This window comes from Nonomuraea sp. K271 (assembly GCF_009908215.1).
Taxonomy (GTDB): domain Bacteria; phylum Actinomycetota; class Actinomycetes; order Streptosporangiales; family Streptosporangiaceae; genus Nonomuraea; species Nonomuraea longispora.
This window is the reverse complement of sequence record NZ_JAAAHR010000011.1, coordinates 69,781-85,591: the sequence shown is the minus strand read 5'-3', so window position 1 is coordinate 85,591 and position 15,811 is coordinate 69,781. Positions and strand designations below refer to the sequence as shown.

The 15,811-nt window shown below is 71.6% G+C and carries 16 protein-coding genes and 3 pseudogenes; 10 read left to right on the top strand and 9 right to left on the bottom strand.

The features are described from left to right. Positions 1-17: 17 nt before the first annotated feature. A complete protein-coding gene (locus tag GUY59_RS06030; protein ID WP_252375157.1) occupies positions 18-638 on the top strand; it encodes a YigZ family protein in 621 nt (206 codons plus the stop codon). Here GUY59_RS06030 and GUY59_RS06025 read toward each other — a convergent pair whose 3' ends face one another. Beyond that, complete coding sequence (locus tag GUY59_RS06025; protein WP_138206224.1) at positions 639-1,868, bottom strand: isochorismate synthase; 1,230 nt, start codon at positions 1,866-1,868, stop codon at positions 639-641. It abuts the gene before it with no gap. A 218-nt stretch (positions 1,869-2,086) separates the two neighbouring features. Between GUY59_RS06025 and GUY59_RS06020 the strand changes: the two genes are divergently transcribed. After that, positions 2,087-2,917, top strand: a complete 831-nt coding sequence (locus GUY59_RS06020) for an SGNH/GDSL hydrolase family protein (RefSeq protein ID WP_132341026.1) — start codon at positions 2,087-2,089, stop codon at positions 2,915-2,917. A 3-nt stretch (positions 2,918-2,920) separates the two neighbouring features. Here GUY59_RS06020 and GUY59_RS06015 read toward each other — a convergent pair whose 3' ends face one another. Next, a complete protein-coding gene (locus tag GUY59_RS06015; protein ID WP_138206226.1) occupies positions 2,921-3,634 on the bottom strand; it encodes an HNH endonuclease family protein in 714 nt (237 codons plus the stop codon). A gap of 74 nt (positions 3,635-3,708) precedes the next feature. Between GUY59_RS06015 and GUY59_RS06010 the strand changes: the two genes are divergently transcribed. The 4 genes and pseudogenes from GUY59_RS06010 to GUY59_RS51255 all read left to right on the top strand — a co-directional run. After that, the gene (locus GUY59_RS06010; protein WP_138206228.1) at positions 3,709-4,170 is read left to right on the top strand and encodes a fluoride efflux transporter FluC; all 462 of its coding nucleotides are present in this window, start codon (positions 3,709-3,711) and stop codon (positions 4,168-4,170) included. 58 nt (positions 4,171-4,228) lie between these two features. Further along, positions 4,229-4,585 (top strand): fluoride efflux transporter CrcB, encoded by a 357-nt coding sequence (gene crcB / locus GUY59_RS06005; RefSeq protein ID WP_161714424.1) that lies wholly within the window; start codon positions 4,229-4,231, stop codon positions 4,583-4,585. Positions 4,586-4,621: 36 nt separating this feature from the next. Then, positions 4,622-4,858, top strand: a pseudogene (locus tag GUY59_RS51260) (trypsin-like peptidase domain-containing protein); the annotation flags it as partial. A gap of 29 nt (positions 4,859-4,887) precedes the next feature. After that, positions 4,888-5,076: pseudogene (locus GUY59_RS51255) on the top strand (PDZ domain-containing protein); the annotation flags it as partial. A gap of 82 nt (positions 5,077-5,158) precedes the next feature. Here the strand turns inward: GUY59_RS51255 and GUY59_RS05995 are convergent. The 6 genes and pseudogenes from GUY59_RS05995 to GUY59_RS05975 all read right to left on the bottom strand — a co-directional run bounded on the left by GUY59_RS05995 (position 5,159) and on the right by GUY59_RS05975 (position 11,015). Then, entirely contained in the window at positions 5,159-6,577 is a 1,419-nt protein-coding gene (locus GUY59_RS05995) for a glycosyltransferase family 4 protein (protein WP_138204745.1), read from the bottom strand. A 339-nt stretch (positions 6,578-6,916) separates the two neighbouring features. Beyond that, positions 6,917-7,039: a hypothetical protein gene (locus GUY59_RS49825; RefSeq protein WP_269128714.1), complete on the bottom strand. Its 123-nt coding sequence runs from the start codon at positions 7,037-7,039 to the stop codon at positions 6,917-6,919. 89 nt (positions 7,040-7,128) lie between these two features. Continuing rightward, positions 7,129-8,985: an elongation factor G gene (locus tag GUY59_RS05990; protein ID WP_138204747.1), complete on the bottom strand. Its 1,857-nt coding sequence runs from the start codon at positions 8,983-8,985 to the stop codon at positions 7,129-7,131. A gap of 169 nt (positions 8,986-9,154) precedes the next feature. Continuing rightward, positions 9,155-9,277 (bottom strand): annotated as a pseudogene (locus tag GUY59_RS05985) (mycothiol transferase); the annotation flags it as partial. A 9-nt stretch (positions 9,278-9,286) separates the two neighbouring features. Beyond that, entirely contained in the window at positions 9,287-9,523 is a 237-nt protein-coding gene (locus GUY59_RS05980; protein WP_236666878.1) for a hypothetical protein, read from the bottom strand. Positions 9,524-9,983: 460 nt separating this feature from the next. Beyond that, positions 9,984-11,015, bottom strand: a complete 1,032-nt coding sequence (locus tag GUY59_RS05975; RefSeq protein ID WP_138204749.1) for an Rv2578c family radical SAM protein — start codon at positions 11,013-11,015, stop codon at positions 9,984-9,986. A gap of 134 nt (positions 11,016-11,149) precedes the next feature. On the opposite strand from GUY59_RS05975, the gene GUY59_RS05970 reads away from it, so the two are divergent. The 4 genes from GUY59_RS05970 (at position 11,150) to GUY59_RS05955 (ending at position 14,080) form a co-directional block, all read left to right on the top strand. Continuing rightward, positions 11,150-11,431 carry a DUF3040 domain-containing protein gene (locus GUY59_RS05970; RefSeq protein WP_138204751.1) on the top strand — a complete coding sequence of 94 codons (282 nt, stop codon included), beginning with the start codon at positions 11,150-11,152 and terminating at the stop codon, positions 11,429-11,431. 127 nt (positions 11,432-11,558) lie between these two features. Beyond that, on the top strand, positions 11,559-12,284 hold the full coding sequence (locus GUY59_RS05965; RefSeq protein WP_138204753.1) for a TetR/AcrR family transcriptional regulator: 726 nt from the start codon (positions 11,559-11,561) through the stop codon (positions 12,282-12,284). 55 nt (positions 12,285-12,339) lie between these two features. Next, positions 12,340-12,984 carry a PadR family transcriptional regulator gene (locus GUY59_RS05960; protein ID WP_138204755.1) on the top strand — a complete coding sequence of 215 codons (645 nt, stop codon included), beginning with the start codon at positions 12,340-12,342 and terminating at the stop codon, positions 12,982-12,984. Between the two features lie 226 nt (positions 12,985-13,210). Then, positions 13,211-14,080, top strand: coding sequence for an alpha/beta fold hydrolase (locus GUY59_RS05955; protein WP_138204756.1), 870 nt, complete (start codon positions 13,211-13,213; stop codon positions 14,078-14,080). A gap of 118 nt (positions 14,081-14,198) precedes the next feature. Here GUY59_RS05955 and GUY59_RS05950 read toward each other — a convergent pair whose 3' ends face one another. Next, positions 14,199-15,773: a penicillin-binding transpeptidase domain-containing protein gene (locus GUY59_RS05950; protein ID WP_252375114.1), complete on the bottom strand. Its 1,575-nt coding sequence runs from the start codon at positions 15,771-15,773 to the stop codon at positions 14,199-14,201. Positions 15,774-15,811 lie beyond the last annotated feature (38 nt).

The following is a 15,811-nucleotide window of genomic DNA, read 5'->3' as shown; positions in this document are numbered from 1 at the left end:
GCAATACGCTGGGGGATGTGCCTGCGCCGTACCTGACCATCACCACCCCCGTCGAGCACGAGACCGAGGCGCGGCGATCGCGGTTCATCTGCGCGCTGGCGCCGGCGCGCACGGTCGAGCAGGCGGCGGCCTTCATCGCCGAGCGCCGGCAGAAGCACCCGTCCGCCACCCACAACTGCACGGCCTACGTCATCGGCGAGCGCGTCCAGAAGGGCGACGACGACGGCGAGCCGGGCGGCACCGCGGGCACGCCCATGGTGCAGGCGCTGGTGGGCAGGGGGTTCAGCGACGTGGTGGCGGTGGTGACCCGCTATTTCGGCGGCACGCTGCTGGGCGCGGGCGGGCTGGTGCGGGCCTACGGCTCGGCGGTGACCGAGACCCTCGACCGGGCCGAGCCGGTGCGGATGGTGCCGGCCAGGCTGGTGCGCGTGGCGGTCGCGCACGACCAGGCCGGCCGGGTGGAGAACGACCTGCGCGCCTCACGGCACCTGGTGCGGGACGTGGCGTACGCGGGAGAGGTGGCCTTCGCCGTGGCGGTGGGCGCCGACGAGGTGGCGGCGTTCACCGACTGGGTGGCCGGGCTGACGGCCGGCCGGGCCCGCGTGTCGGTGCGCGAGGACCTGCACGTCCCGGAGTGATCAGCCTTCCAGGGCGTACTGCATGACGCGGAACTTGGCCTGGGCCTCGGCCAGCTCGGCGGCCGGGTCGGAGTCGCCCATGATGCCGCCGCCCGCGAACAACCGCGCCCGCCGCCCCTGCACGAGCCCCGAGCGCAGCGCGATGCCCCACTCACCGTCGCCGTTGGCGTCGATCCACCCGACGGGACCGGCGTAGCCTGCGCGGTCCATGCCCTCCAGCTCGCGGATGACCTTGATGGCGGTGCCGGTGGGCGTGCCTCCGACGGCCGCCGTCGGGTGCATGGCGGCGACCACGTCGAGCACCGACGCCCCGTCGGCCAGCCGGCCGGTGACGTGGCTGGCCAGGTGCTGGACGTTGGGCAACATCAGCAGCTCCGGCTCGTCGGGCGTCATCAGCGCCGAGCACAGCGGAGCCAGCGTGTCGCGTACGGAGGCGATCGCGCACTCGTGCTCGTGGCGGTCCTTCGCCGAGGCGAACAGCGCGGCGCCCCTCGCGAGGTCGTCGGCGGGGCCGGTGCCGCGCGGGGTCGTGCCGGCCAGCACGAGCGACTCGATCTCCTGGCCCGTACGCCGGATCAGCAGCTCCGGCGTGGCCCCCACCAGCCCCGCCACGGAGAACGTGTAGCACTCGGGATAGCGCCGCGCCAGCCGGGTGAGCAGCAGCCGCACGTCGATGGGCCGCTCGGCGGTGGCGAGCAGGTCGCGGGCCAGCACCACCTTCTCCAGCTCGCCGTCGCGGATGCGCCGGGCGGCGCGGGCGACGACGTGCTCCCACTCGGGGGCGCTCAGGCTGCCGTCGCCGTAGCTGATGCGGCCGGGGTTGCGGACGGGGGAGTACGTCTCCAGCGGCGCCTCGCCGATCGTGGTGAGCCAGGCGCGCCCGCCGCGCCGGGCGAGCACCGCCCGCGGCACGACGAGGACGGAGCCGCGGGCGTCCTCGTCGAAGGTGAAGCTGCCGAAGGCGACGGGGCCCGAGGCGGGGGCGCGCACGGCGTCGTCGAGGTGGGCGTCGCCGAGCACGGTGGCCAGCCACTGGCGGGCCCAGGCGAACCTGCCGGGGCCGGGAGGCACGGTGACCCGGGCGGCCTCGCCCCAGCCGACCAGGCCCTCGCCGTTTCTGACCCAGGCGTAAGGTGCCGTCCTGGGCAGGGAAGCCAGCAGGTCACCGGGGTCGCCGACAGGGGTGGTGCGAACCGGTAGCGGGCGGGTTGTTCCGAGCGCGACACTCACCCGAGACACTCTATGCGGGAACTGAACATGTTCGACTCGGACCCCTGCGAATGTGAGGTTATGGACATTGAACCCGGATAAACCGCACGCACAGGGTGTTCCGCCACGCCCCGACCCCCTGCGGACCTGTCAAGCGGCGATATGAAGTCGGTCCTGAAATGGCAGACCTCGCCCTGACGTCATAGGACACCCGTGATCGACTCCCTACCTTGGTGGCCATGATCGCTCGTCTGGGCTCCGCCTCCCTCGCCGTCGTGGTCGTCCTCTCCGGCTCCGGCGCCGCACGCGCCGCCTCCGTCCAGCCCGTGCCCGAGATCATGGCCGCGCTCGGCGACTCGATCTCCACCGGGTTCAACGCCTGCGGCCTGTACGTCTCCTGCCCCGCGCGCTCCTGGTCGTCGGGCGACCACCGCGAGGTGTCCAGCCACTATCTGCGCCTGTCGCGGCTGTCGGGAACGCTCCACAACCTCAACTTCGCCGTCCCCGGGTCGACCAGCGCCGACCTGCTCGGCCAGGTGAAGAAGGCGGTCGAGGCCAAGGCCGACTACGTGACGATCCTCATCGGAGCCCAGGACGCCTGCGTACGCACCGAGCAGGCGATGACCCCCGTGCCGACCTACCGCGCCCGGCTGGACCGGGCGCTGCGGGAGCTGCGGGCCGGGATGCCCGGCGCCAGGGTGTTCTTCGCCAGCATCCCCGACCTGCGGCGGTTGTGGCGCGCGGGCAAGGACAACGCGCTGGCCCGCTCGTTCTGGACGCTGGGCCGCATCTGCCAGACGATGCTGGCCAAGCCCCGGTCGGCCAAGCGGGCCGACAAGGAGCGCAGGGCCCGGGTGCGGGAGCGGGTGATGGCCTACAACCGCGAGGCGGCCAGGGCGTGCGCCGCGTACGGGCCCGCCTGCCGCACCGACGGCGGCGCGGTGTTCTCCTTCCCCTTCACCCTCGACCACGTCAGCAAGTGGGACTACTTCCATCCCAGCACGGCCGGGCAGCGGGTGCTGGCGGAGCAGACATACGCACGCGGCTTCGACTGGCTCGACCCCCGGTAGCCGTCACCGGCACTGGGCGAGCATGGCCTTCTTGTCCGCACGGGTTACGGGGACGTCGTACTTCAGCGCGACCTGCGCGAAGCGGGTGACGTAGGCGCAGCGGACGACCCGGCGCGGCGGCAACCAGCGCGAGGGGCCGGAGGCGTCCTTGTCCTCGTTGGCGCCGCCGTACACGGGCAGCAGGTTGAGCGGGTCGTTGGCGAAGTCGAGCCGTTTGGTCATCGGCCAGCGCGGCGCGCCCATGCGCCAGCCGTAGTTGAGCGGCACCACGTGGTCGACCTGCACTTCGTCGGCTCTGGACTTGCGCCAGTGGATGACCCGGCCGGTGTAGGGGTCGGTCAGCCTCATGGAGACCACCTCGCAGCTGGAGCCCGCCCGGTAGGTCACGTCCCGGCCGTCGCGGGCCAGCAGGTCGTCACGGGTGCGGCAGCCGTTGCGCGCGTACGGCACCCCCACGGCGTCGTCGGCCCAGTTGTCCCCGTACCTGGTGCGCCGGTATCCGGTGCCGGTGCCGAGCCGCTTGACCCGGAGGCGCTGGATGAGGGCGCGCGCGTCGGCCTTCTCGGCGTCGGAGATGATGGGTGCCAGGCCGGGCAGCGTGCCGCTGACGTTGCCCAGCGGGCCGGCCGCGGTGGCCGGCGTGGTCTTGGCGCTGTCGATGAGGGAAACGACGATGACGGCTCCTGCGAGGAAGGCGATCGCGTCCTTCGTGCTCAACCGGTCCTCCGTGCGGCTCCCAGGCTGTCTAGAGAGGTTCCCGGCATCCGGTGTGCCGACACGGGGAGTGTTCCATGACTGATCGTCCGATCGACCCGGATGTCGATCTGCACGTTCCCGCCCAGCGCGCCGAGGGGGGCTGGCAGGTGCCTGCGGCGATCGCGGCCGGCGGTGCGCTGGGAGCGCTCGCGCGGCACGGCGTGCAGAGTGCCATGCCGGGAGGTCCCGCGGACTTCCCGTGGGCGACGTTCTGGGTGAACGTGTCGGGCTGCCTGCTCATCGGGGTGCTCATGGTGATGATCACCGAGGTGCGGCGGGCCCATCGGCTCGTCCGGCCGTTCCTGGGCGTGGGGGTGCTGGGCGGCTACACCACGTTCTCGACGTACGCGGACGGCGTGCGGCAGGCGGTGGAGGCGGGCGCTCCGGTGACAGGGCTGGCCTACCTGGTCGCCACGATGGCCGCGGCGCTGGCGGCCGTGGCCGCGGGCATGTGGCTGACCCGCCGGATCGCCGGGGTCACGCGGGCGGGCGTGTGACGGCCGTGGGCGCCCGGCGAGGGGCCCGGCGAGGGGCCCGGCGAGGGGCGGGTGCGGGATGACGGTGCTGCTGATCGTGCTGGGGGCGGCGGTGGGGGCGCCGCTGCGTTACCTGGTGGACCGGGCGGTGCAGGCACGCCACGACACGGTCTTCCCGTGGGGGACGTTGACGGTCAACGTGGCCGGGTCGTTGCTGCTGGGGTTCCTGGCCGGCCTGCCCGCGGGTGACGGAATGATGGCACTGGCCGGTACGGGGTTCTGCGGGGCGCTGACGACGTACTCGACCCTGGGGTACGAGACGGTCCGGCTCGTGGAGGAGGGGGCGCGCTTCCACGCGGTGGCCAACGCGCTGGCCGGCGTGCTGGCCGGCCTGGGCGCGGCCTACTGCGGCGTGGCCCTGGCGCAGGCCGTCTGAGCGTGCTCCTGAGCCTCCAGGAGCAGCGGCTCGGCGGTGTTGTTCACCGCCGACGGGTTCCTGCTGACCAACGCGCACGTGGTCGGCTCGTCCCGGTCCGGCACCGTCGCGTTCGCCGACTGCACGTCGGGAGGCTTCACGGTCGTCGGCCGCGATCCGCTGTCCGACCTCGCGATGATCAGGGCGCAGACGGCCACGCCCGAGCCCGCCGACCTGGGCGACAGCGACGAGCCCGTCGTCCGGCAGCTCGTGGTTGCCGTCGGCGACCCTCTCGGGCTGAGCGGGTCGTCACCGCCGGGGTCGTGTCCGGGCTCGGCCGCTCGCTGCCCGAGCACCTGCGGCGGCGCACCGGGCGGTCCGGCGCGCTGCGCGTGGGCGAGGTGGTCCCGGGCTCGCCCGCGCACCGGGCCGGTCTGCGCGCGGGCGATCTGGTGCTGGGCGCAGGACGCAGCCCGGTGGCCGACGCGCAGGGCCTGCAGCGGCTGATGTTCGCCGACGCGATCGGCAGGCCGCTGCCGACCACCGTCTACCGCAACGGCGCGCTCGTGGACGTCATCGCCGAGCCGGTCGAGATCACGGGCTCTGAGGTCTGGCCTCGACCGGCGCCGGACGGGCGCGCACCGGCCCGGTTTCGTCCCCTGCCGCGACGGCGGTCTCCGCGTCGCGCCGGGGGTCCTGGGCGGTGCCCGCGTCGCGCCGGGGGTCCTGGGCGGCGTTCGTGGAGGCCGGGCTCCGGCGCGCGCGTGTGCCGGCGCGGCGGGCCAGCAGGCCCGCCAGCAGCTTGTCCCACTTCTGACCGATGACGTCGGGATCGTAGCCGCGCGCCGTCTCCAGCGCACGCGCGCCCAGGTCCCGCCGCAGTTCCTCGTCCTCGATGACGCGAATGATCGAGGAGGCCAGGTTGGCGTTCGTACGCGGCTTGACCAGCAGCCCGTCGCCCTCGTGCGTGATCATCTCCTTGGGCCCGTGCGGGCTGTTGAAGCTCACGATGGCCAGCCCCTTGGCCATGGCCTCCAGGATGGTCATCGGGAAACCCTCGTGGCGGGAACTGAGCACGTAGATCGACGCCTGCTCCAGCGCCGCACCCACGTCGGAGGTGGGCCCCGGCAACTCCACGGAGCCCTGCAGTCCCAGCTCCTCCACCTGCTGGGCCAGGCTCTCCTCCTGCGGCCCCGCGCCGTAGATGCGCAGCTTCCAGTCGGGGTGGGCTGCGGCGACGGTCTGCCAGGCGGTGATGAGGCGGTGGAAGCCCTTGATGCGAGTCATCCTCCCGAGCGCCACGGCCACCTTGGCGTCGAGCTTCGCCGGCTCGCCCGTCATCGGCGGCACGGCGTTGGGGATGCGGACCAGCTTGCGCGGCTGCTTCGGCAGCGTCTCCCTGTAGTCGCGCAGGTCGGCCTTGGTGAGGGTGACCAGGGCGTCGAGGCGGCGGTAGCGCCACTTGACGAGCTCCTGGACCGGCTCGGCATGGCTGCGCAGTGCCACGTGCTCCTGTCCGATGGTGATCACACCGGGCCTGGCTAACTGGGCCATCGCGAGGTTGAGCCCCGGACGGGTGCCCATGAGCACACCGGTGTCCAGCGAGCGGATGTGATGGATGAGCACGAGGTCGGTCCACAGGGTGAACCGGTGGTAGGCCGGCTCTCCCTTGGGGATGAGCCGGCTCGGCAGCTTCGACAACATCGCGCGCAACGGGTTGAGGCCGGGCTTGCGGCGGTCGTCCAGATAACGGAACTTCACCCGCGGATCAATGGGGAAGAACGGGTGCTCGGCCTCCTTGATGATGCTCACGATCTCGACGTCGTGATCCTTGGCGAGATAGCTCGCCAGGTTGAAGACCGTCCTGATGGTTCCGCCCATCCCGTTGGCGTGCAGCAGCAGGATACGGATCTGCCGCGTCGTGGGTGGCGGGGCCTTCCTGCTCCGGCGCCGTTCGTATCCTTGATACAGCCTGACCACGGCCGACCTGCCCTTGCGGGCCAATGCGCGCACCTGACGAATCCCCCTTAGGACTGGAACAACTCCGAACACACATGGCCGGTGGCACGGATGTCCGCCTTGCCACCGGCCTGCATCGCCTCGGCGGAGTGCACGTTGTTCATCCCCTGTGCGCTTTCCCCGCCTATGATCTTTAGACGCCAGATGGATGACTAAGGTTGCATGTGCGGCTTATGCCAGATGATCTTTCAGATCAGACGGCCCTCGCGCCCCACGATGCGCTCGCCGGCCCCCGGTTCGACAGGACAGCCGAGGCGAGGTCCCCCTCGGCTGTCCTTCGTGGTGTCCGGTCTGGCGGGCGGGTGACCCCTGCCGCCCGCCGCCCCGTCAGGGTCACTCCTCGTCAGGAGCCTTCCTGGTCTCCTTCTTCGTCTCCTTGACCTGCCTGCTCGTCTTGATGGCCTGCTTCTTCGACTTGCCGGTCTTGGCCGCGGGTTTCTTCTTCGTGTCAGCCATGGGAATCCCCCCGTGTACGCACGTGGCGCACCCCTATTGGTGCACCACGGGCGTTAATACCCAACTCACGACGAAACTCGACATAGTGCCTATCGGGCGGGACGGTCGCCCGACGGCTCCGACCACCACACGCCCTCACCGTGCGTCAGGCCGGGCAGCCGCTGCTCCGCCTCGTGCACCGCGGCCGCCGGGATCTGCCCCGCCAGCACCCACATGTCATCCTGCCTCCTGGTGTCGCGCAGCACGCCGCCCAGCATCGCCAGCTTCCCGGTGACCGGGCCGAACGACTCCAGCGGCACCTCCGCCTCGAAGCGGTGGCACGGCTCGTACACCGTAGTGCCCGCGAGGCGCAGCGCCTCGGACAACACGAGCGGGGTACGCCCGCGGAAGTCGGCCGCGACCGTCTCCGGCGCGCTGTAGCCGGTCCTGGTGAGCCTGACCGTGACGTCGGTGACCGGCCAGCCGTGCGGGCCCGCGTGCAACGCCGAGCGCACGCTCTCCTCGATCGCCCGGTGGAACGCCGCCGGCAGCGAACCCGGATCGACCTCCATGACGTACGTGAACCCCGAGCCAGGGGCGGCAGGTTCGACCCGCAGGCCCACCGCGGCCATGAACGGGTTGGGACTGCGGCGCCGGATCTCCTCGACCGCCTCGCCGGTGCCCGCGGGGCGTTCGAAGTAGACGGGACGGCTCGGCTCGAAGTCGGCCTCCACGCCGAAGTCCCTGGCCAGAGTCTCGCCGATGACCTCCTTCTGCACCTCCCCGTACAGCAGGACCGAAGTGTCGCCGCCGGCCAGCGTGCGGGTGGCGATCAGCGGGTCCTGCTCGGCCAGCGCGAGCAGGGCGGCGTGCAGGCGCGACTCCTCGCCGGGCACGCGGGCGCGTACGACGGTCTCCAGGCCTGGCGGCGGGAAGTGCGCCTGCCCGGCGGGCCCCCGCGCGCCCAGGTGGTCGCCGACGCGGATCGCGGGCACGCCTCGCACCTTCACGATGTCGCCCGCCACCGCCTGCCGCTGCCTCGGGGAGCCGACGACGGTGAGCGAGGTCAGGCGGCCGGTGTACTCGTGCCCGCCGCGGTGGAAGGTCAGCTGCTTGCGGGCGCGCAGGACACCCGCGCGCATCCGCACGTACGCCACCTTCTCGCCGGACGGTGCCCGCTCGATCGCGAACACGCTCGCCCGCACGTCCCGGTGCGTGCCGCCCTCGGAGGAGCGGCGGGTGGCGGGCAGCAGGCCGATACCGTCGAGCAGGTCGCCGACGCCCTGACCGGTCAGCGCGGAGCCGAACAGCACCGGATGGGCCACCCCGTCGGCGCACTGCCGCGCCAGCGCCGCGCGTACCTGCTGGACGTCGGGCGTCTTGCCGTCCACGAGAAGCCGCAGCAGCCCGTCGTCCCGCTCGGCCAGCATCTCGCACGCCTCCTCCACGGAGGCGACGGGCCTCGTCGTGGCGGCCGGGCCGCCGAGGCCTCGTACGGTGTTGAGCGCGACGCAGTGCGGTGAGAGCCGCCGCCGGATGTCGGCCAGCAGCTCCCGCTCCCTCGCGCCGGCTCGGTCGATCTTGTTCACGAATATCAACGTGGGCAGGCGCAACCGGCGCAGGGACTTCATCAGGACCCGGGTGTGCGGCTGGACGCCCTCGACGGCCGACAGCACCAGCACGGCCCCGTCGAGCACGGTGAGAGCCCGTTCGACCTCGGCCACGAAGTCGGCGTGTCCGGGCGTGTCCACCACGTTGACCCGCAGGTCGTCCAGGGTGAAGGAGGCGACCGCCGTGCGGATGGTGATGCCGCGGCGGCGTTCGATGTCGCCGGTGTCGGTCTGGGTGCTGCCGTCGTCGACGCTACCGAGCCGGCCGATCACGCCGGTCTTGAACAGCAGCCGCTCAGTGAGGCTGGTCTTGCCCGCGTCGACGTGCGCGAGAATGCCGATGTTCAGGATGTTCATGTGCGGTGGAGCCCTCGAGAACTCTCGTGCCAATGGGGCGCTGGGAGATTCCGAGGCGACGCCGCATCTCTGTGCTCCTGATCGTCAGCGGGTACGTGCCCGCCCATGCTGCCACCGCGTACACCGCCCGCTCCAGTGATTTTCCGGCCCGCACCTGGCGTCGGGCGGGTCAGCGGCCGGTCGATCCGTCGATCTGCTCGCGCAGGATGTCGGCGTGGCCCGCGTGCCGGCCGGTCTTCTCGATCATGTGCGCCACCTTCGCCCGCGTCCTGGAAGCTCGCGCGGGCTCTCCCCGCAAGCGTCACTCCGCTTCCGCGGCCCGCCGGACGAGCAGGACGTGGTCGATGACGGTGGCGCTCTCACCGGCGGGCCCGGCCGCCCGGCGGCTCGGCGTGTCGGCGCGCAGGACGGACCAGCGCGCGGGGTCGAGATCGAGTCCGGCGGCGACCTCGGCGGGCGTGGGGTAGCGGACGTCCGGGTCCTGGTTCCACGACCAGGGCGCGGTGGTGCCGCTCCCAGAACAGCTCGGCGTCCTCACCGTTCGTCTCGCCCGTGACGTTGCCGGGGGCTTGCCGGTGGGGCCGGGTGGAATCCATCAGACGTACCCTTGGTCGGCCGGCGTGCCCGGCACTCCGATACGCGCCGGCGGCGCCGGTGGGTTAGGGACAGCATCGCCAGCGCCGTTTCGGACTTGCAAGAAGAGTTGCGGATCCGCATCCGGTCTCGGGAACGGCAGGCTCCACCCCCCTGGAGCAGCTGCTGCCGCCGGTCCGGGCGCAGGTTCGTGCTCGGTGAACGGGAATATCTGCTCGGCGTGGAGGAGGCCTGTTCGGTCCGCAGGGAGAGCACGCCCATCCGGGCCATCAAACCCCGACCATCCCGGCGCGACCGGCTGGGACCGTCACGACCCTGACCGGCTCAGCAGGTAGGACCGGCCGGGACCGTCGCAAACGCTGACCGCCCCAGCACGTAGGACGGGACGGCGCCCGCCGTGACGCTCACAGGAGGCGGAGTTGTTCGGGACCGGCCGGGGCCGGAGGGCGCCGGGGCGGGACGCGACGGGCGGCGGCAGGAGTGGCACGGCCGACCCCGTGGCGCTCGGCGAGCTCCTTGACCAGCCCGCTCACGCGCGCCTGGTAGGCCTTGGGTGCGTAGGAGCCCCTGCCGTAGAGCTCCCGATAGCGCGGCACCAGCCGCGGGTGCTCGCGCGAGAGCCACTCCATCCACCACTCGCGCGCCCCCGGCCGCAGGTGCAGCACGATGGGCGCGATGTGGGTGGCGCCCGACTCGGCGATCTCCTTCACCGTGGACTCCAGCTGGGAGGGGGAGTCGGTGAGGTAGGGCAGGATCGGCGCCATCAGCACGCCGCAGGCGATGCCGTTGTCGTTGAGGGTCGCGCACGTCTCCAGCCGCCGCCGCGGGTGCGGCGTGCCCGCCTCGACCGCCCGCCACATCGCGGTGTCCACGAAGCCGGCCGAGACGTCGGTGCTCACGTCGGTCACCTCGGCGGCCTCGGTCAGCAGGTCGAGGTCACGCAGGATCAGCGTGCCCTTGGTGAGGATGGAGAACGGGTTGGCGGCGTCGCGCAGCGCGGCCAGGATGCCGCGCATCAGCCGGTAGCGGCCCTCGGCCCGCTGGTAGCAGTCGACGTTGGTGCCCATCGCGATGTGGTGAGCGCCCCACCGGGGCGCGGCCAGCTCCTTACGGGCCAGCTCGGCGGCGTTGACCTTGACGACGATCTTCGAGTCGAAGTCGGCCCCGGCGTCCATGTCCAGATATTCGTGCGTCTTCCGGGCGAAGCAGTAGACGCAGCGGTGGCTGCACCCCCGATAGGGGTTGATCGTGTATTCGAACGGCACCCGGCTGGCCCCCGGCACCTTGTTGATGATGGATCGGGCCCGGATCTCGTAGAAGGTCATCCCCCTGAACTCGGGCGTGTCGAACGTGCGGGTGACCGCGCCGCGAGCGAACAGCGGCACGGCCGGATCGTCCTGACCGGGCGTGGCCAGGCGCAGGTTGTCCCAGCGCATCCCATGATTAGAACAAGGATTCGAGCGTGATCGCAAACGGAAAGAGGTGGCAATTACCTGGTCGGGCGGCGGCTAATGATCTTCATGGTTGGGCAGAAACACGCCTGAAGAGCTTGCGTTCGGGAGGTGCACCCATGGCCTGGTCGCAGGACGAGGAGCGGATGCTGGCAGAGATCGAGCAGCGCCTCGTCGACGACGACCCGCGACTCGTGGCTCGGCTCGAGTCGTTCAACGAGCGGGTCCGTCGCAGCGAGGCGAAGACCCGCCGGCCACCGGGCCCCGCCCGCCGACCACGTCGCTCGACCGTGATCATTCTGATCAGCTGGCTGCTCATCGCGACCCTCATCGCCACCCTCCTGATCATGGTGCTCCGCCTCGACGCCGCCGCCGCTCTGGCTCTCACCACGGCTTTCTGAACCTGCCGGCCTCCTCGCGGGTGCGGGTGATCACGTGCCCTCGCTAGAGGCGCTAAGTTCCCATACCCGTAGTAGGGACACGTAGATGCCCTAGGATGTCGCCGTCGTGTCCAGGAGGAGGGGGACCATGGCCGCGCAGGGCGTCAGCAGGCGTGACAGGGTCAGGCAGGCGACGCTGGCGGAGATCCGCGCCGTCGCCCGCAAACTGCTCATCGAACGCGGCCCGGCCGCCGTGACGATCAACGCGGTGGCCAGGGAGATGGGGATGAGCGGCCCGGCGCTCTACCACTACTTCTCCGGGCACGAAGAGCTGGTCGGCGCGGTGACCGCCGACTTCTTCCGCGAGCTGACGGCCGTGGTGGAGGCGGCGCGCGACTCCTGTCCGCCGGACCGGCGCGGTAGCCGGCTGCTGGCGGCGTGCCGGGCGCTGCGCGGCTGGGCGATCATGCATCCGGCGGAGTTCGGCTGGGTGTTCGCCAGCCCGATCACCCGCAAGAGGCGGCCCGACTCGCCGCGCGAGCTGGCCGGGCGCGGCTTCGAGCAGGTCTTCCTCGATGAGGTCGCCGAGCTGTGGAAGGAGCGCCCGTTCCCGGTGCCCGCGCCGGGGGAGCTGCATCCGTCCATCCAGGAACAACTGCGTCTGTACGCGGACTCGTCCGGCGTGGGTATGCCGGTGGAGGCGGTGCACGTCTTCCTGGAGTGCTGGATCAGGCTGTACGGCCTGCTCTGCATGGAGGTGCTCGGCCAGTTGAGCTTCGCCTACTCCGACCTGGAGCCGGTCTTCGAGGACTGGCTGCGGGAGCTCGCTCCCAAGCTCGGCATCGACTACGAGGAGCCGTCCTCGTCCTCTTAGAGGCTTCACAGCACTTACTCGCCTACGTATACTCGTCTGCGAGTAAGGAGGCGGGATGGCGAAGCGGCGACGTGTCGGCAACCTCCTGGCGCTCGCCGTGCTGACCGCGGTCGTTGACCGGCCGATGCACCCGTACGAGATGGCCTCGGTCCTGCGGGCGCGCGGCAAGGACCAGGACATGCCGATCAAATGGGGTTCCCTCTACACCGTGGTCCGCAACCTGGAGAAACACGGCCTGCTGGAGGTCGTGGAGAGCGCACGGCAGGGCGCCAGGCCGGAGCGCACGGTCTACCGCGTCACCGACGCCGGCCGTCAGGAGGCCGGCGACTGGACCCGCGAGCTGCTGTCCGACCCCGGGCGGGAGCCGTCGGCGTTCGAGGCCGGGCTGTCGGTGATGGGCGGCCTCGGGCCCGAGGAGGTCACGGCGCTGCTGCGGCAACGGCTCGACCGACTGGAACACCAGATCGGCGACGACCGGCGGGCGCTGGAACGCCAGCGTGACGAGCTGCCCCGGCTCTTCCTCCTGGAGTCGGCGTACGCGCTGGCGATGCGCGAGGCCCAGGCCCGCTGGGTGCGCGCGCTGCTGGCGGAACTGGAGGCGGGCACGTTCCCCGGCGTGGAGCAGTGGCGGGCCTATCACCGGACCGGCCAGGTGCCCGCCGACGTGGCGGAGCTCGCCGAGAGGGGCCGCACCGACTGAACAACCCGCACCGCGGCGACCGAAGCCGCGGGCGCACCACGAGCGACCCCGGGCCCGCGCCGGCGAGCACGGGGGACGTACCACGAAAGAACCGGCGGCGGTGTTGCAGCACCGCCGCCGGGAGACCTCGCACCGCAGAGCCGCGAAGCGGACCCCGGCCACGAGATGGCACTCGCAACAATAGCCGGGCTCCCTTCATGGACCGAACCCACCATGGGAGCCCAGCATGACGACACTCGGCACCACCATCGGCGACGTGACGTCCAAGGACGGCACCACGATCGGCTACCTCCGGCTCGGCCGCGGCCCTGGCCTGGTGTTCGTGCACGGAGCCATGCAGGTCGGGCGCAGCCAGATCGAGCTGGCCCAGGCACTGTCGGACGACTTCACCTGCTACCTGCCCGACCGTCGCGGGCGCGGCGGAAGCGGCCCGTACGGCTGCGCGTACAGCGTCGAGCGGGAGGTCGAGGACCTCGACGCCCTGCTCGCGGCGACCGGCGCCCGCTACGCCGTCGGCATCAGTTCGGGCGCCATCATCACGCTGCGCACCGCCCTCACCGGCACCGCCCTCGACAAGATCGTGCTCTTCCAACCCCCGCTGGACATCGCCGGCTCCAACCCGACGGACTGGCTGTCCCGCTTCGACCGCGAGCTCGCCGCGGGTGACACGACGGCGGCGCTGGTCACTGCCATGCGGGCCACCCGCATGGGGCCGTCGATCGTCATGAGGATGCCGCGGTTCCTGCTGGAGGGGCTCACCGTCGTGGCGCAGAAGGGGCAGGAGAAGGCCGGGGCGGACGGGGAGCCGACGTTCAGCGAACTGGCCCCGACGCTGCACCACGACGTTCAGGTGGTGGCGGAGACGGCCACGGCCGGCGATCCTTTCGCTTACAGGTCGGTGGGGGCCGAGGTGCTGCTGCTCGGCGGCGGCAAGAGCCCCGCCTACCTGCGTACGGCGCTCGACGCGCTGCAACGGGTGCTGCCGCGCGCCCGGCGGGTGGAGATGGCGGGCCTCGGCCACAGCGCCACCGCCAACACCGCCCGGCGTGGGCGGCCGGAGCGCGTGGCCCCCGAGATCCGCGCGTTCCTCGCTTGAGTCCAGCAACCCCGCAAACCCTCAATCCCGCCTCCCCGCACGTCCGCAACCCCCGCACGTCCGCGAGGCCCGACGTTCGTGGGGTCCGCGAGCCCGTGAGGCACGCGAGCTCGTGAGTTCAGAGGCCCTTGAGGAAGGTGGCCGCCACCGGGGCGGCCACCGCCCCGCCGCCGCCACCGCCCTCCACGACCACCGCGAACGCCACGTCGTCCTTGAACCCGATGAACCAGGCGTGGCTGTCGAGCTTCTCCCCGGTGCCGTATTCGGCGGTGCCGGTCTTGCCGTGCGTGCCCGCGGGGAGCCCGGCCGCCTTCGCGGTGCCCTTGGTGACCACGGCGGACATCATCTCGTGCATGGGGTCCTTGACGCCCTCGGGCAGCTTCCGTTCGGAGACCTTCTGCTTGAGCTCGGGCACCAGCGTCGGTGGCCGCCACGTGCCGTCGGCGAGGGCGGCGGCCACCGACGCCATCGACAGCGGGCTCGCGGTGATCCTGCCCTGCCCGAACGACTCCGCGGCCAGTTCGGCGTCGGACTCGGCCTTGGGGAAGCTGGCCTGGGTGGCGGGCACGCCGATGTTGAGCGGCTGGTTGAAGCCGACGGACTCGGCCGCCTTGAGCAGCTTGTCGGAGCCCAGTTCCCGCTGGGCCAGCGGCGCGAACGTGGTGTTGCACGAGTGGGCGAACGAGTCGAGGAACGACACCGACCCGAACTCCGCCTCGTCGGAGTTACGGATCTTCAGCCCGCCTACGGTCGCGTATTTCGGGCAGGTCACCTTGTCCTGCGCCGACACGCCGGCCGCCAGCAGCCCGATCGCGGTGACCGCCTTGAAGGTCGAGCCGGGCGCGTAGCGGCCGTCCAGCGCCCGGTTGAAGCCGCCCTTGTTGTTGACGACGGACAGGATCTCGCCGCTCGACGGCTTGATCGCCACCATCGACGCCGGCTTCTTGATGTCCTTGACCGCGTCGACGGCGGCGTCCTGCACCTTGGGGTCGAGCGTCGTGCGTACGGGCTTGCCTTCCTTGCCCTCGATGGTCTCCAGGGTCTTGCCGCCGAGCAGGATCTCCGTGGACGGCGTGCCGGCCAGCTGCTTCTGGAACGTGCGCTGCAGGCCGTGGTGCCCGATGGTCTGCCCGGGTTGGTAGGCGGAGCCGAGCTTGGCGACGTCCTTCTTGGTGGCCTTGTCGAGGTAGCCGACGAGCTGCTGCACCGAACCGCCGACGGTGCCGGTGTCGATGCGCCCTCCCTCGGCGTCGGTGATCCCGGCGCGCTCGGGCCAGTGGGTCTCCAGCTCGAACGTCGCCCCCTCGGTCATCGAGGGGTGCAGCGTGGAGGGCTTCCAGTCGACCTTCCAGGTGCGGTCGGCCACCTTGAGGTCGATCTTGCCTTCGTAGACCCAGGTGCCGACGTCCTTCAACGTCAGGGTCGCGGTGTAGGGGGCGCTGGCCTGGTCGTCGCCCTCGGTGACAGGGCCGAGCCGGATGACCGTCGACTCGACGGCGAGTGCCTTGCGCTGCTGGTCGTACGCGCTGAACTGCTGCGGCGCGGCCAGTTCGGCCGCCATGGCGGCCTTGTCGCCCGCCTGCCAGGCGGCGGCGAAGCGCTGCGCCGTCTCGGCGGGCGTGCCCCTGGTATGCAGCACGTAGTAGGCGCCCCCGCCCGCGGCCCCCACCGCGAGGACGGCGGCGACGGACACGATCGCGATCTTACGACCTCGCGCCACTGGTCAGCCCC

Bases quoted from the DNA above. Each gene is read 5' to 3' on its own strand.
- GUY59_RS06020 (WP_132341026.1), top strand. From the start codon at position 2,087: ATGATCGCTCGTCTGGGCTCCGCCTCCCTCGCCGTCGTGGTCGTCCTC.
- GUY59_RS06010 (WP_138206228.1), top strand. From the start codon at position 3,709: ATGACTGATCGTCCGATCGACCCGGATGTCGATCTGCACGTTCCCGCC.
- crcB (WP_161714424.1), top strand. From the start codon at position 4,229: ATGACGGTGCTGCTGATCGTGCTGGGGGCGGCGGTGGGGGCGCCGCTG.
- GUY59_RS49825 (WP_269128714.1), bottom strand. From the start codon at position 7,039: ATGGCTGACACGAAGAAGAAACCCGCGGCCAAGACCGGCAAGTCGAAG.
- GUY59_RS05990 (WP_138204747.1), bottom strand. From the start codon at position 8,985: ATGAACATCCTGAACATCGGCATTCTCGCGCACGTCGACGCGGGCAAG.
- GUY59_RS05975 (WP_138204749.1), bottom strand. From the start codon at position 11,015: ATGCGCTGGGACAACCTGCGCCTGGCCACGCCCGGTCAGGACGATCCG.
- GUY59_RS05970 (WP_138204751.1), top strand. From the start codon at position 11,150: ATGGCCTGGTCGCAGGACGAGGAGCGGATGCTGGCAGAGATCGAGCAG.
- GUY59_RS05965 (WP_138204753.1), top strand. From the start codon at position 11,559: ATGGCCGCGCAGGGCGTCAGCAGGCGTGACAGGGTCAGGCAGGCGACG.
- GUY59_RS05960 (WP_138204755.1), top strand. From the start codon at position 12,340: ATGGCGAAGCGGCGACGTGTCGGCAACCTCCTGGCGCTCGCCGTGCTG.
- GUY59_RS05955 (WP_138204756.1), top strand. From the start codon at position 13,211: ATGACGACACTCGGCACCACCATCGGCGACGTGACGTCCAAGGACGGC.